General features: G+C 47.8%; 12 protein-coding genes. 8 read left to right on the top strand and 4 right to left on the bottom strand.

Translation table 11 applies throughout. The annotated features are described in order from the left end of the window. Positions 1-52: 52 nt before the first annotated feature. The 3 genes from dapA to purC are packed head-to-tail and all read left to right on the top strand — an operon-like array spanning position 53 to position 3046. Positions 53-928: a 4-hydroxy-tetrahydrodipicolinate synthase gene (dapA, locus tag XMD530_RS01010; protein ID WP_173483887.1), complete on the top strand. Its 876-nt coding sequence runs from the start codon at positions 53-55 to the stop codon at positions 926-928. A 10-nt stretch (positions 929-938) separates the two neighbouring features. Continuing rightward, entirely contained in the window at positions 939-2294 is a 1356-nt protein-coding gene (gene bamC, locus XMD530_RS01005) for an outer membrane protein assembly factor BamC (protein ID WP_173494711.1), read from the top strand. A 41-nt stretch (positions 2295-2335) separates the two neighbouring features. Next, positions 2336-3046: a phosphoribosylaminoimidazolesuccinocarboxamide synthase gene (purC, locus tag XMD530_RS01000; protein WP_173480444.1), complete on the top strand. Its 711-nt coding sequence runs from the start codon at positions 2336-2338 to the stop codon at positions 3044-3046. A 52-nt stretch (positions 3047-3098) separates the two neighbouring features. On the opposite strand, the gene XMD530_RS00995 is transcribed toward purC, so the two are convergent. The 3 genes from XMD530_RS00995 to XMD530_RS00985 are packed head-to-tail and all read right to left on the bottom strand — an operon-like array spanning position 3099 to position 6282. Then, a complete protein-coding gene (locus XMD530_RS00995; protein ID WP_254446080.1) occupies positions 3099-3701 on the bottom strand; it encodes an RluA family pseudouridine synthase in 603 nt (200 codons plus the stop codon). Between the two features lie 26 nt (positions 3702-3727). After that, a complete protein-coding gene (rlmD, locus tag XMD530_RS00990; RefSeq protein ID WP_173506574.1) occupies positions 3728-5077 on the bottom strand; it encodes a 23S rRNA (uracil(1939)-C(5))-methyltransferase RlmD in 1350 nt (449 codons plus the stop codon). Positions 5078-5115: 38 nt separating this feature from the next. Next, a complete protein-coding gene (locus XMD530_RS00985; protein WP_173488540.1) occupies positions 5116-6282 on the bottom strand; it encodes a cation:proton antiporter in 1167 nt (388 codons plus the stop codon). A gap of 137 nt (positions 6283-6419) precedes the next feature. Here XMD530_RS00985 and nfuA point away from each other — a divergent pair, with 137 nt between their 5' ends. The 5 genes from nfuA (at position 6420) to rlmB (ending at position 13100) form a co-directional block, all read left to right on the top strand. Further along, positions 6420-7016 (top strand): Fe-S biogenesis protein NfuA, encoded by a 597-nt coding sequence (gene nfuA, locus XMD530_RS00980; protein WP_173480448.1) that lies wholly within the window; start codon positions 6420-6422, stop codon positions 7014-7016. Positions 7017-7435: 419 nt separating this feature from the next. Continuing rightward, the gene (gene lon, locus XMD530_RS00975; RefSeq protein ID WP_173506573.1) at positions 7436-9856 is read left to right on the top strand and encodes an endopeptidase La; all 2421 of its coding nucleotides are present in this window, start codon (positions 7436-7438) and stop codon (positions 9854-9856) included. Positions 9857-10007: 151 nt separating this feature from the next. Continuing rightward, complete coding sequence (locus XMD530_RS00970; RefSeq protein WP_173480450.1) at positions 10008-10283, top strand: HU family DNA-binding protein; 276 nt, start codon at positions 10008-10010, stop codon at positions 10281-10283. A 137-nt stretch (positions 10284-10420) separates the two neighbouring features. After that, complete coding sequence (locus XMD530_RS00965; protein WP_173498886.1) at positions 10421-12277, top strand: SurA N-terminal domain-containing protein; 1857 nt, start codon at positions 10421-10423, stop codon at positions 12275-12277. Positions 12278-12362: 85 nt separating this feature from the next. Next, a complete protein-coding gene (rlmB, locus tag XMD530_RS00960; protein WP_173483341.1) occupies positions 12363-13100 on the top strand; it encodes a 23S rRNA (guanosine(2251)-2'-O)-methyltransferase RlmB in 738 nt (245 codons plus the stop codon). On the opposite strand, the gene XMD530_RS00955 is transcribed toward rlmB, so the two are convergent. Next, the gene (locus tag XMD530_RS00955; RefSeq protein ID WP_173506572.1) at positions 13092-14240 is read right to left on the bottom strand and encodes an acetate/propionate family kinase; all 1149 of its coding nucleotides are present in this window, start codon (positions 14238-14240) and stop codon (positions 13092-13094) included. The genes rlmB and XMD530_RS00955 overlap by 9 nt on opposite strands.

Raw genomic sequence — 14240 nt, 5'->3', positions numbered from 1 at the left:
AAAAGGATAACGCCTTAGAGATCAGCAACCGAGCCATAATAAGGTGAAATATATGATTCTTGGCAGCCTCGTTGCGCTGGTAACGCCGATGCACGATAACGGTGATATTGATTGGCAGGCTTTAGATCGCATTGTCGATATGCACATCGAACAGGGTACAGCCTCAATTGTTGCTGTGGGTACCTCTGGAGAGTCTGCGACACTGGATTATGATGAGCACCTAGAGGTGGTGGCTCGCGTTGTTGAGCGTTGTAAAGGCAAAATGCCGGTCATTGCCGGTACAGGCGCTAACTCTACTCGTGAAGCGATTGAGATGACTCGCGGTGCCAAAGATGCGGGTGCTGATGCCTGTCTTTTGGTGACCCCTTACTACAACAAACCGACTCAAGAAGGTCTCTACCAACACTACAAAGCGGTTGCTGAAGCCGTTGATATCCCTCAGATTCTCTACAATGTTCCCGGTCGTACGGCCTGTGATATGTTGCCAGAGACAACGCTTCGTCTGGCTGAGGTGAAAAATATCGTCGGAATCAAAGAGGCGACCGGTGATATCGAGCGTGCTCAATACCTGATCGATAACGCACCAGCCGACTTCGCAATCTACTCAGGCGATGATGCCACCGCGATCGAGCTCATTCTTGCTGGCGGTCACGGGAATATCTCTGTTACCGCTAACGCAGCGCCTAAGGCGATGGCCGAGTTATGCCAGCTCGGCTTGGATAAAAAGTTCGACGAAGCTCGAGCACTACAGCAGAAGCTGATGCCGCTGCATAAAGATCTATTTGTTGAATCCAACCCTATTCCAGTGAAATGGGCCATGTATGAGATGGGTTTGATTGGTCAGGGGATTCGTCTGCCTTTGACGCCGCTATCTGAAGAGAATCGCCCAACGGTTGTTGCTGCGCTGAAACAGACAGGTTTGATTTAAGGTCCCTACTATGAACGCTCGCTTTTGGATGCTGTGTGGAACGTTGGTTGTATCGGGTTGTACGATGCAGGATGCAATCAAGTCGAACCCGATATACGGCGAGAAGGGTGTTATCCGTGATCGCGGTCAAGAGTACGCTCTTGCACAGCCGGGTAAACGTCTTGTCATCCCTGAGGGTATCAATGCCAAGAGCACTGAAGATCTACTTCAGGTTCCTGAGATAAATGAATCAGAAGTCGTATCAAACGAACTGGTTCCAGAAGCGCCTCGCCCAGAGTTCTTTTTTGCCGTTGATGGCAATGATCGTGCATCGATTCGACCACTTGAAGGTGAGCGTGTCATTCTGGTCGATGAGCCGATTGACCAGGTGTGGGTTGAACTAAAGCCATTCTGGCAGGATGCCAACATCAACCTGGCCATTGCAGACCCAAAAACGGGCGTGATGGAATCTGAGTGGATAGAGGTTGCAGGCGAGGATCTTAACTACTTTCAGCGTCTATTGAATACCGTTAAGTTTAACTCTGAAGCAAATGAGCCCTCACTCAACAAACTGCGAGTGCGTTTGCGTCCTGACCCTGATAACACCGAGAGAACAGCCATCAGCATGGAGCATGCTCAGATTGCATTGAGTGCTGATAAGAGTGAGCTCGATTGGAGCAGTGATGCGACTGAGTTGGCGTACTCCAACGAGATTATGTTTGCCATGTTGAACTATTTGGGTAAGGGGGATGTAGCTTCTACCGCGCCTACGCTTTCTCGCTTCCAAGTTGGTTCTGGGCCTACTGCTCAGATGGGCAAGGATTCAAGAAATCAGCCACTTCTCAATATTAGGGCCTCTGCTGACGAAGCCTGGGTTATGGTAAATGATGCTCTTGATAGAGCGGGTGTGGATGTCGGGACCCGAGATAAAGAGTCTGGAGCAATTTATCTTACCTTTAAGAGTACATTAAAAGAGCAAGAGTACAGTGGCTTCTTAGATTGGCTGAAAAACCGAGAATCTGGGCCTATTACACTTGATCTAGTGAATCCTAACTCTGTTGAAGATCCTATTGATAAAGACGTTGTTTACTCAAGTGATCCAGATGCCATCGTCAAAGGGGCCAAGGCTACTCAAGAAGAGCTGCAGGCAATGGATGGTTTTAAAGTGTGGGTAGGTAAGCGCGTTGTATACGTTTTTGGTCAAGATAATCAGAAGCGAGTTAACTCTGAATCTGGTGATTTAGAGCTGTATAAGCGTTTTCAGGTTCGCTTTAATCGCGCCAGAACTGGGGTGATCCTCTCTGTTCATAATGACAAGGGTGAGCCAGTTAGCTCTGAAAGTGCTGAAGAATTTTTGTGGACAGTTAAGGATAACCTGTCTTTGTAAGTTTCAAACCATCAGCATCGATGGTTACCTTGGAGTTTTGAATGGAAAAGCGTGAAGAGCTATATGCCGGTAAAGCGAAATCGGTATTTACGACTGATAACCCAGATCTAATGATCATGGAGTTCAGAGACGATACCTCGGCGTTTGATGGCAAAAAGATGGAACAGCTTGATCGTAAAGGTATGGTCAATAATAAGTTCAACGCTTTTATTATGACGGCTCTTGCGAATGCGGGTATACCTACTCATTTCGTTGAGCTGCAGTCTGATAACGAATCTGTGGTAAAACGACTCGACATGATGCCTGTTGAGTGTGTTGTTCGTAATATCTCAGCGGGTTCGCTTTGTCGCCGTATCGGCGTCGAAGAGGGGCTGGAGCTGAATCCGCCGACCTTTGAACTATTTCTTAAGAACGACGCGTTGGGTGACCCGATGGTCAATGAGTCTCTTGTTGAGACCTTTGGTTGGGCTGAGCCTGCTCATCTAGCCACAGCAAAAGAACTGACCTTCAAAGTTAACGATGTGTTGAAGAAGATGTTTGATGATGCTGGTATGTTACTGGTGGATTACAAACTTGAGTTTGGCGTCTTCAATGGTGAAGTGTTATTAGGTGATGAGTTCTCTCCAGATGGCTGTCGTCTGTGGGATAAAGAGACCCGTGAAAAGATGGATAAAGACCGCTTCCGTCAGGGGCTGGGTGGTGTCATCGAAGCCTATGAAGAGGTGGGTCGCCGTCTTGGAATTACTTTTTAATTCCAATCAAAACGCATCAAGAAGCCGGCTTAATATGCCGGCTTTTTTGTCTTTAGAAGGGAGCGGGGGATGAAAAGCTCAGGCGTTCTCCAGAAATAGGGTGGTGAAGCTCAAGTAGGTCAGCGTGGAGCATCAGTCTATCTGAACAGGTCAACGCTTCCCCTTCAGCATATAGGTTGTCGCCTAATATTGGCTGACCCAGGTATTGGCAGTGGACTCTAAGCTGATGGGAACGCCCAGTAATCGGGTAGAGTGATAATCGAGTGGCTGTGTGCCCATTGATTAGCTCCAGGCCTCGGTTACGGTAGAAGGTGAGCGCATGCTTTCCCTGTTCGTGATCAATGATCTGAAGGGGACGGCGATCCCAGTCACAACGAAGGGGTTGTTCAACCCAGCCATCAGCTTGACTCATTTCGCCGCTGACTAGGGCGGCGTATCGTTTGAATGGAATACGATTTTGAAACTGTATGCTGAGCTCGCGATGAGTCATTTTTGAGCGAGCAAGCACCATCAGCCCTGACGTTGAACAGTCGAGACGATGCACGATCAACGCATCAGGCCACTGTTCAACGGCACGACTCCATAAGCAGTCTTGCTTATCCTCTCCTCGTCCGGGGACAGAGAGCATTTCAGCCGGTTTTTCTAAGATCAGCATATCCTGATCTTCATAGTGACACTGGATCATGGTGTCGGCTCAAACAGTGCAATTGATTCGACGTGATGAGTCTGCGGGAACATATCAGCGACTGTGAATCGCGTCATTGAAAAGCCAATATCAGACAGTGTTTTACTGTCGCGCACCAGCGACATTGGGTCACATGCGATGTAGAGGATGGCTCTTGCTCCAAGATTTTGCAGGTGAGGAATCAGGTCAGCCGCACCACTTCTTGGCGGATCAAGAAGAATAAGATCGTACGGGCTATTCAACCAAGCTGTCTCTGTATTGACGTTGCTAAGATCTGATTTGATGGATGTTAAGTTGTCGATCACATTGAGTGCTGCATTGGCTTGTGAGCGTTCGACCATAGCTGAAACGCCCTCAACTGCCACCACCTCTTTGGTCAGTTTTGCTAAAGGTAGGCTAAAGTTACCGAGCCCTGAGAAAAGATCGAGAAGACGATCCTCTTGCTTAGGCTTTAGCCACTCAATTGCGCACTCAATGAGAGCTTCGTTGACAGAAGCATTCACCTGTATAAAGTCATTGGTATCAAACTGATAACGGATATCACGCTGTCTATTGATGAACTCCGGCTCTTCAATGCTATTCAGAGTCAGGGTTTGATCATTAAAACTCACTCGTAAGTTGATGCCCTCAGTGACGGCTAGTGAGGTTAGGGCACCCATAATCTCGTCTGATGGGCGCTTTTTAGCACGTATCTCAACCGCCAGTAAGTTGTCGCCATCGCTCAAAGAGAGATGCGTTAATGTCTTAAGTTTATCCAGTCCATCCAGGCTTTCGCGCAGTGCGGCTAAAAAACGGTTACACCGATCGGTCAGGACGGGACAGCTAGGTATATCAATAAGCTTATTAGATTCAGAACGTCTAAAACCGATGATTAAATCACCACTTTCACGTTGATTAATACCGACACGAGCGGAGCGGCGGTAGTTGAGTTTTTGTTCCGAGACGATAGGGGGCTCAGTGATCTGTGGCTCAAGATTGGATTGACGCTTAAGTGTGCTGAGTATCTGGTCACGCTTCAATTCTACTGCACGCTCAGGGTCTAAATGCTGAAGATCACAGCCACCGCACTCACCAGCATAATCACAGCTAGGTTGGATACGGGCATCTGAACCCGTTTGAATCTCATTAACAACCGCCTCATCAAAGCGCTTACCTGCTTTAGTCAAAGTAGCACTGACCGTTTCACCTGGTAGTGCTCCCTGGATAAACAGTGCCTTGCCGTCGACTCTTGCGACTCCCCGACCTTCCAAAGAGAGAGATTCAATCTGAATACTCTCTGGCAGGGAGTGAGTGGCTTTTGCAGGGGCCTTTTTAGGGCCGCCATATCTAACGGTGCGTCTGCGCATGGGAACTTAATACTCTTAAATGTCGGCTTTTAGGCCAGTTAATCTTTTCTAAGCGAATCTTTAACCGCGATTGGTGAAGGGTAGTTAAAGATGACGATGTAGGTCGATAACAGAAAGCTTAAAATAGCGGTGGCCTGAATAACGTGGGATGCTTCAGTGCCAATTAAACCACCTGCAAAAGCGAGATAGGCAATCAGTAACGAAAACTCAGAGATTTGTCCCAAACGAAAGCCTATCTCCCAGCCTATTGAAGGTGATTCACTGATTCGACCTAAAAGCAGTCGGAAAATAACCGGTTTTAATAGCAGAACGGCGATGGTTAAGATCAGCGCAGGTACTATGATTAATCCAATTAAATTTAAATTGAAGCTGGCGCCGACTGAGAAGAAAAATAGAATTAGGAAAAAATCGCGCAACGGTTTTAGATTGGTTGCGATGTATTGCGAAATTGGGCTGGTTGCCAGAGCAATGCCCGCGATAAAGGCACCCATTTCGGCCGAAAGGCCACCCAGTTTTGCCGCCTCAGCCATGCCAAGACACCAGCCAATCGCCACTAAGAAAATGTATTCATGAAAACGGTCAAACTTCATCAGTAAGGGCAAAATGACATAGCGAACGCCTGCCCATGCAAAAATACCCAATGCCGGTAGTGCGATGGCCGATTTGACGAAACTGCTCATCGGATCGCTGTCACCTCCCGAGTTGAGTATCAACAGGACAATAATGGCGATCACGTCCTGCAACAGTAGAAGACCGACGACCAGTTCTCCGGTGTGTTTGTGGTGTAGGACGGTCGTGGGTAGCAGCTTAATCCCTATGATCGTGCTGGAGAACATCACTGCAGCACCGATGATAACTGACTCAGCCTGACTGAATCCAAACAGGCTACCCACGCTAAAACCTAAGCCTAAGAACAGTGCCGAACTGGCAATCGCCACCAGTGTTGCCTTCTTGAGCATATGGATCAGATGGGCAGGCTGCATATCCAAACCCAGTAAGAACAGCAGAAAGATAATGCCGATATGAGCGATATCGCTGAGTAGATTAGTATCGGAGACCAGTTCAAGACCGTAAGGTCCGAGCAGTGCCCCAAGCACAATATAAGCAACAAGCAAGGGCTGGCGTGTAAACAGTGCAACAGATGCTAGCACCGCTGCGCCGGTAAAAATAAGAAAGAAAGATGTAAACAGACTGTGCTCTAGCATGAGTGCTCTCCGGTGGATGAGCAAATTGTAACAAGTGAGAGAGAAAATCGTTACGTTTAAATAATTGAGTGTTTTACTCGGAATTAATAACTCGCTATCCTATAGCGCATTATCGGTACGACTACTGGAGAGTTTTGATGTTAAATATTGAAGTGACAGAAGGTGCACAAGGTTACCTTGCCGAGCTTCTAGAGAAGCAGAACGTTGAAGGCATTGCGGTCCGTCTGTTTGTGACACAACCGGGCACAACCTATGCGGAAACTTGTCTAGCTTACTGCCGTCCTGATGAGGTCAATGATGAGGACGAGGTGATGCAGCTTGAACAGGTTCGCTTCTACATTGAGAAGAACAGCATTCCCTACCTTGATGAAGCGTTTATTGACTATGCTACTGATCGTATGGGCGGTCAGTTAACGATTAAAGCGCCGAATGCCAAAGTGCCTAAGGTGTCTGCCGACAGCCCAATCGAAGAGCAGATTAACTACATTCTCTACTCAGAGGTTAATCCCGGTCTAGCTTCACACGGTGGCGAAGTTAAGCTCGAAGAGGTCTCTGAAGAGGAGGCTGGACTTGTCGCTATCCTTCGTTTCGGTGGTGGTTGTCAGGGTTGTAGTGCCGTTGATATGACCCTAAAAGACGGTGTTGAGGCGACTTTAATTGAAAAAGTACCTGGTCTGGTCGGAGTTCGAGATGTCACAGATCACAGCCAGCGTGAACAGGCTTACTATAAATAACGTGAGATTGTTAACTAGACACCCAAAGCGCCTCATTAGAGGCGTTTTTCAATTTGTGGGCTGTTCTAGGGAGCTTACGAATAAGTCCATGACATCTCAGGCTTACAATCAAATTCAGCATCAAGGCGTGTTTTCGAAGGCCTAGCGGGCTAAGTCGAGAAAGCACAACGAAGAGGATGGGTTTGATTGTAAGCCCCGTAGGGCGCGACGTGAAACATCCATCTACAGCGTTGGATCGCTTATTAAGGACGACGGCCATTAATTGCTCAATCCGCCTCGTATCTGAATGTTTCAGATCGCGCTGAGAAATTATGGACTTGTTCGTAGGCTCCCTTGCTTGCATTTTCGTAACGGATCCCCATAAATGACTTATAGTCAGTTTATAGATCGGTAAAAGATTCACTATAGAGGTATGCATCATGGAAAATAATCAGAGCAGTGTTCAAATTGAACTACCGGTTCTCCCGCTTCGAGACGTAGTTGTATACCCTCACATGGTCATCCCTCTGTTTGTTGGGCGCGAAAAGTCGATCCAAGCTTTGGAAGAGGCGATGCAGCGTGACAAACAGATTCTGTTAGTTGCACAACGCAGTGCCTCTGAAGATGAGCCTAAGATGGATCATCTTTTTCATACAGGCACGGTCGCGACCATACTGCAAATGCTTAAGCTTCCCGACGGCACTGTAAAAGTGTTAGTTGAAGGTGAGTATCGAGCTTCTATTAGTGACTTCTTTGAAGAGGCGGAGCACTATGCGGCTCACCTTCAAGTGCTTGAAGAGGAGGAGGTTGCCCAGTCTGAGGCTGAGCTCTACAAGCGTTCGACGCTGGAACAGTTCGAGAAGTACATCCAAGTTAACAAAAAGATCCCCAATGAGGTCATGACCTCGTTGAATAACATCGATGAGCCAAGTCGTTTGGCCGATACGATCGCGGCTCATATGTCGCTTAAGCTTGATCAAAAACAGTCCATTCTCGAAATGCTGGATGCGAAAGCTCGCTTAGAGCATTTGATGTCACTGATGGAGTCTGAAATTGATCTAGTCGAGGTTGAAAAGCGCATTCGCGGTCGTGTGAAGAAACAGATGGAGAAGAGTCAGCGCGAGTACTATCTGAATGAGCAGATGAAAGCGATTCAGAAGGAGCTGGGTGATCTGGATGAGAATGGCGGTGGAGAGCTCGACGAGCTAGAAAAACGCATTGATGAAGCGGGTATGCCGCAAGAAGCGTTGGATAAAACTAAAGCTGAGTTCAATAAGCTAAAAATGATGTCACCAATGAGCGCTGAGGCGACCGTTGTTCGTGGCTACATCGATTGGATGCTACAGATTCCTTGGAGCAAACGCTCTAAAGTTCGTCTGGATATGAAGCGTGCTTCAGCAGTATTGGATAAAGATCACTTTGGCTTGGATGAGGTCAAAGAGCGTATTCTTGAGTACCTAGCGGTACACAAGCGTGTACGTCAGCTGCGTGGTCCAATTCTCTGTTTAGTCGGACCTCCTGGCGTCGGTAAAACCTCTTTAGGGCGTTCTATCGCCCGAGCGACCAATCGTGAATACATCCGTATGGCGCTGGGTGGTGTGCGAGATGAAGCCGAGATTCGTGGTCACCGTCGAACCTACATTGGCTCTATGCCAGGTAAGCTAGTTCAGAAGATGGCCAAAGTCGGTGTTAAAAACCCGCTATTCCTTCTTGATGAGATCGATAAGATGGGTATGGATCAGCGTGGCGACCCTGCATCTGCTCTACTAGAAGTGCTGGACCCTGAGCAGAACAGCACCTTCAATGATCACTACCTAGAGGTGGATTATGATCTCTCTGAAGTGTTGTTTGTCTGTACCTCTAACTCGATGAACATTCCGGGTCCATTGTTGGATCGTATGGAGATTATTCGCATCCCGGGTTACACAGAGGATGAAAAGCTGAACATCGCACGTCGCTATTTGATCCCTAAACAGATCAAACAGAATGGCCTTAAGGTGAAAGAGTTGGAGATTGATGATTCAGCGATCATCGATATGATTCGATACTACACCCGTGAAGCGGGTGTGCGTGGCCTTGAACGAGAAGTGGCTAAAGTCGCTCGTAAAGTCGTTAAAGAGATTGCGCTCGGTGAATCAACCGCTAAATCCGTTCTTGTGAACAGTGATAACCTTGAGCACTACCTTGGGGTTCAGAAGTTTAACTTTGGCCGTGCAGAAGATGAGCATCAGGTGGGTCAAGTAACAGGGTTGGCTTGGACGCAAGTCGGTGGTGATATTCTGACCATTGAGAGTGCAGTAGTTCCAGGTAAAGGCCGTCAGGTTTTGACAGGCTCATTAGGCGATGTCATGAAAGAGTCGATCCAAGCCGCTTTGACGGTCGTTCGGAATCGCGCTCAGTCTCTAGGCATCGCACCCAACTTCCATGAAAAACAGGATATTCATATCCACGTTCCTGAAGGCGCAACACCAAAAGATGGTCCCAGTGCCGGTATCGGTATGTGTACGACTCTTGTTTCAGCGTTGACAGGGATTCCTGTTCGCTCAGATGTGGCCATGACGGGTGAGATTACTCTACGAGGTCAGGTTCTTCCTATCGGTGGTCTCAAAGAGAAGCTACTTGCTGCGCACCGCGGTGGTATTAAAACAGTGCTGATTCCAGAAGAGAATCGCCGAGATCTGAAAGAGATTCCAGATAATATTAAGGCAGATTTAGAGATTAAGCCGGTTAAATGGATTGATCAGGTGTTGGAAGTTGCATTAGTAGAGCAGCCTGTTCCATTGGATGATGCCGAAATTGAAGAGCTAACCAATGAGACTAAAGGTAAAAAATTAACTACGGGGTCAAGAACGGCACACTAGACTTAAGTGTCAATTTTATGAAACTCGCTGAAAACACCGTATTTTCTGGGTTTTTAATGTTGACACTGGTTTTAAACAGTTGGTATAAAGTGTTTACGGTTATTTCATAACATAAAACAAACAAAACATACTCTCTATTAAGGGGCACAACGTGAACAAATCAGAACTTATCGATTCTATTGCTGCATCTGCAGATCTTCCAAAAGCAGCTGCTGGCCGCGCTCTAGACGCCGCTCTAGAAGCAATCACTGGCGCACTAGCTAAAGGCGACTCAGTTGCACTAGTTGGTTTTGGTACTTTCGGTGTCAAAGAGCGTGCTGCTCGTACGGGTCGTAACCCACAGACTGGTCAGCCAATCCAGATCTCTGCAGCAACTCTTCCATCTTTCAAGCCAGGTAAGGCTCTGAAAGACGCTGTAAACAAGTAAGGCTCTGAAAGACGCTGTAAACAAGTAATATCGGTTATTCCAGGGGTGCGCTTTAGCGCGCAAGAGTTTCAGACTCTCCCCACTAAAAAAGCGCATACCTCAGGTTGCGCTTTTTTTAATTCATAGGACACTCAGTCATGTTGCAATCAATGCGTGATAATTCACAAGGGATTATTGCTAAAGTTCTGGTTGGTTTGATCATTGTTGTTTTCGCTCTGTGGGGCGTTGACTCACTTGTCGGTCTAGCTACAGCCGAACCACCTCCCGCTGAAGTCAATGGTAAAGCCATTACTAAGAATGAGCTCTATCGTGGTATCGATCTGCAACGTCGACAAGTTCTAACTCAAATGGGCGACAATGCTGATCCAGCCATGTTAGACGATGTTGTTCTACGCAAAGTGGTTTTGGACAATCTCATAGATCGCAACGTACAGATCAGTGCAGCAGAAGAGCTAGGGCTTTTTGTGTCTGATCAAATGCTGGACCAGATGATCGTTGCAACGCGGGAGTTTCAGGTTGACGGTCGATTCGATCGCAACCAGTTTGAATCCGCTCTACGAGGAGCTGGTTTTACTCCTTTGACGTACCGTGAGCTTCTTAAGAGTGAAGCGCTGATGAATCAGGTGCGCGGTGCTTACGAGCAGTCAGCTTTTTTAACCGCTTCGGAACTTGATCATCTTCTTGCTTTGAATACACAGACGCGTGATATCCGAGTGGCGCGTTTCTCTGTTGACGCTGATTCACAGACAGTGAATGATGCGGATGTGCAAGCTGCTTATGACAGTATGGGCGATCAGCTAATGACCCAAGAGCAGGTCGTTGTTGACTATGTTGTACTGGACCAAGCGGATTTTGTTGACCCAGACAGTGTGACCGAAGCCGAAATTAACTCTGCCTATGATCAGTTAAAAGCCGGTTTTGAAGGTGGTGAAGAGCGTTCTGCTAGTCACATACTCCTTGAGATAAGCGATGCCCAGCCTCTGGATGCAGCGCTGGCAAAGGCTGAAGAGATTCGTACGAAGTTGGCGGCCGGCGAAAGCTTCGCCTCACTAGCTGCTGAGTACTCACAAGATATTGGTTCAGCTAATTCAGGCGGTGATCTAGGTTACCTGACGCCAGGCCTTTTTGAAGGTCCCTTTGATGATGCTCTGTTCTCATTAAATGCCGGCGAGTACTCTGAACCTGTCGAGACCGAGTTTGGTGTGCACATCATCAAGTTAAACGATGTACGTGCTAAAGAGGTGCCAGCACTGAGCGAAGTGCGCGAGGATCTCATCTATGATGTTGCTGAAGCGAATGCAGAAGAGGTTTATGTCAGCGCACTAGAACGTTTAACGGATTTGGCCTTCTCTTCAGGCGACCTTGCCGTGCTTGCTGAGGAGCTGTCACTCGAGATACAAACCTCAGAGCCTTTGACTCGTAATGGTGGGACTGGCGATTTTTCTGACCAGAAACTGGTTCGTGCAGCCTTCTCTGATGTTGTGACCAAAGAGCGTCTAAACTCTGACCCTATTGAGGTGAGCAGTGGTCGTACCTTTGTTCTTAATATGAATGAATTACGACCCGCACGTCAGCTTGAACTTGCTGAAGTGCGTGATGATTTAGTCAGCAGGCTTAAGTCTTCCCAAGCGGCTAAACAGGCCTTTGAACAGGCTCAAAATGCTCTGACTGCTGCACAAGAGGGAAAAGTTGACCTGGAGTGGACTGCAGTGAAATCGATTGCACGCGGTGCAGCCGTTGATCTTGAACCTCAGATTGTAGAAGCAGCTTTTGCTATGGCACGTCCAGAGGGTAGTGCAGACTATAAGGTTGTCCAGCTCTCTGATGGTACAGCGGCATTGATCACTGTCGATGCTGTTGGAACCTCGCAAGAGCAGATTGCTGAAGAGCTTCAGACACAAATTTCAACCATGTTGGCTGCCGGTGAGGGTAGTCAGGCATTTAGAACGCAATTTGAAACACTAAAATCAAACGCTGAAATCGTCATTAATTAAGTCGACTTCAGTGAGATAGCCGCTCTTTAGCGGCTATTTTTTTCAGTTGCACGTCGGTGCGCCTTTAACGTTAAGGTAAAAGAGAATGAAATTGGATCAGGTATTTGGCATTCATGCTGTCACAACGCTGTTAAACCGTGACCCTGAGAGGGTAAAGCGCCTCTTTATTGTTCAGGGACGCGTTGATCCGAAAGTAGAGAAGATTCTAGCCCTAGCTGCCCAGGCCGGTGTTCATGTTGAGACTATCAGCAAACATCGTTTGGATGAGCGTGTCGATGGTGTTCATCAAGGGGTGTTGGCCGAAGCTAAACCTCTACCCATTCTGGGTGATAAAGAGTTGTTTAAGCTGATGGATGAGGTTGACCAAACACCTCTTTTGCTAGTGCTTGATGGTGTTACTGACCCTCACAACCTAGGTGCATGTCTGCGTACCGCTGATGCGGCCGGTGTCGCAGCTGTCATCGCCCCTCGTGATAAATCAGCGCCATTAAATGCGACAGTGATTAAAGTTGCCTGTGGCGCAGCGGATGCGGTTCCCTATTTTCAGGTAACCAATCTAGCGAGAACGCTTAATCAGCTTCAGGAGCGTGGAGTGTGGATTGTCGGAACGGCGGGTGAAGCGAAAGGTTCCATTTACCAAACAGATCTAACCGGTCCATTAGCGCTTGTGATGGGGGCTGAAGGCAAGGGGATGCGCCGCTTGACACGAGAGCAGTGTGATCTGTTGATTAAAATCCCAATGGCGGGGGAAGTCTCCAGTTTGAATGTTTCGGTAGCAACCGGCGTTACCCTGTTTGAGATCGTCAGACAGCGCTCAAACTAACTGCGTCGCGTATTTGGCTAGCATCCACTCCTCATCCGTAGGGACGACCTGCACTCGGACTTTGGATGAATCAGTGGCAATCTCAATTTGGTTGCTCTGATTTAGCTTGTTATCGATCTCTAGGCCTAGCCAAGCCAGTTGACTGCACACCTTTTCTCGAATGAGTGGGGCATGTTGGCCAACGCCAGCAGTGAAAATCACTCGATCTAAACCACCTAATATCGCCGCTAACCGACCAATCTCCTGGGTAATGTGATAGCAGTAGTAATCGACGGTGAACTTCGCTTCCTGCTTAGTCGACTCGATCAGGGTGCGCATATCGCTGCACAGTCCCGAAAGACCCAGCCAGCCACTCTGTTTGTAGAGCATCATTTCCAATTGGTCAGCACTCATTCCTTCACGCATCAAATGAATCATCACGCCAGGATCTAAATTGCCAGTTCGTGACCCCATCGGTAAACCGTCGACTGCTGAGAAGCCCATGCTAGACGCTCTAGAGACGCCGCCCAACATGCCGCAAGCCGATGAGCCTGCTCCCAGGTGGAGAACGACAGTTCGCTCTTCTGGGTTTTCACAGAGTTGTTGGGAGTCTGCTATATAGGCATACGACAGCCCATGAAAACCGTAGCGACGAACACCCATATCGCGAATCGATTTAGGTAGGGCATAGCTGGTTTCAAGCGCTGTTTGGCCTGCGTGAAACATCGTATCGAATGAGACAATATTGAGTGACTCGGGGTGAGCCTCAAGAACCTGTTCAATCAAACGAATATTGAATGGTTGATGCAGCGGAGCGAGGGAGTTGAAACTCTTTAATTGCTCAAGAATTGCATCATCAACCACTTCGGATTTAGAGAATATACCGCCACCATGCACTACGCGGTGTGAAACGACTAATGAGTCATCCTGCAGTTTAAATCGGTTAAAAAGTAGTTCTACAACCTGCGCATGAATCTTTGCGGAGTCTGTGAGATCAACCTTCGAAATATCGATGCTCTCTCCATCTACCTGAAGTGATAGATGTGGAGAGCCAACTCCCGTCAATGATGCACTGGCAAGTTTGCTTAACACGCCATCCTGCGAGTTATAGAGCGCAGCTTTCAAGCTGGATGAGCCTGCGTTGAGGGTGAGGATATTCAT

The sequence above is a fragment of the Marinobacterium sp. xm-d-530 genome, from assembly GCF_013283365.1.
In the GTDB taxonomy this organism is placed as follows: Bacteria; Pseudomonadota; Gammaproteobacteria; order Pseudomonadales; family Balneatricaceae; genus Marinobacterium_E.
This window is presented reverse-complemented; position numbering and strand designations above follow the sequence as displayed.

Excerpts from the sequence above, each read along its gene's own strand:
- dapA (WP_173483887.1), top strand. The coding sequence starts at position 53 with ATGATTCTTGGCAGCCTCGTTGCGCTGGTAACGCCGATGCACGATAAC.
- bamC (WP_173494711.1), top strand. The coding sequence starts at position 939 with ATGAACGCTCGCTTTTGGATGCTGTGTGGAACGTTGGTTGTATCGGGT.
- purC (WP_173480444.1), top strand. The coding sequence starts at position 2,336 with ATGGAAAAGCGTGAAGAGCTATATGCCGGTAAAGCGAAATCGGTATTT.
- XMD530_RS00995 (WP_254446080.1), bottom strand. The coding sequence starts at position 3,701 with ATGCTGATCTTAGAAAAACCGGCTGAAATGCTCTCTGTCCCCGGACGA.
- rlmD (WP_173506574.1), bottom strand. The coding sequence starts at position 5,077 with ATGCGCAGACGCACCGTTAGATATGGCGGCCCTAAAAAGGCCCCTGCA.
- XMD530_RS00985 (WP_173488540.1), bottom strand. The coding sequence starts at position 6,282 with ATGCTAGAGCACAGTCTGTTTACATCTTTCTTTCTTATTTTTACCGGC.
- nfuA (WP_173480448.1), top strand. The coding sequence starts at position 6,420 with ATGTTAAATATTGAAGTGACAGAAGGTGCACAAGGTTACCTTGCCGAG.
- lon (WP_173506573.1), top strand. The coding sequence starts at position 7,436 with ATGGAAAATAATCAGAGCAGTGTTCAAATTGAACTACCGGTTCTCCCG.
- XMD530_RS00965 (WP_173498886.1), top strand. The coding sequence starts at position 10,421 with ATGTTGCAATCAATGCGTGATAATTCACAAGGGATTATTGCTAAAGTT.
- rlmB (WP_173483341.1), top strand. The coding sequence starts at position 12,363 with ATGAAATTGGATCAGGTATTTGGCATTCATGCTGTCACAACGCTGTTA.
- XMD530_RS00955 (WP_173506572.1), bottom strand. The coding sequence starts at position 14,240 with ATGAATATCCTCACCCTCAACGCAGGCTCATCCAGCTTGAAAGCTGCG.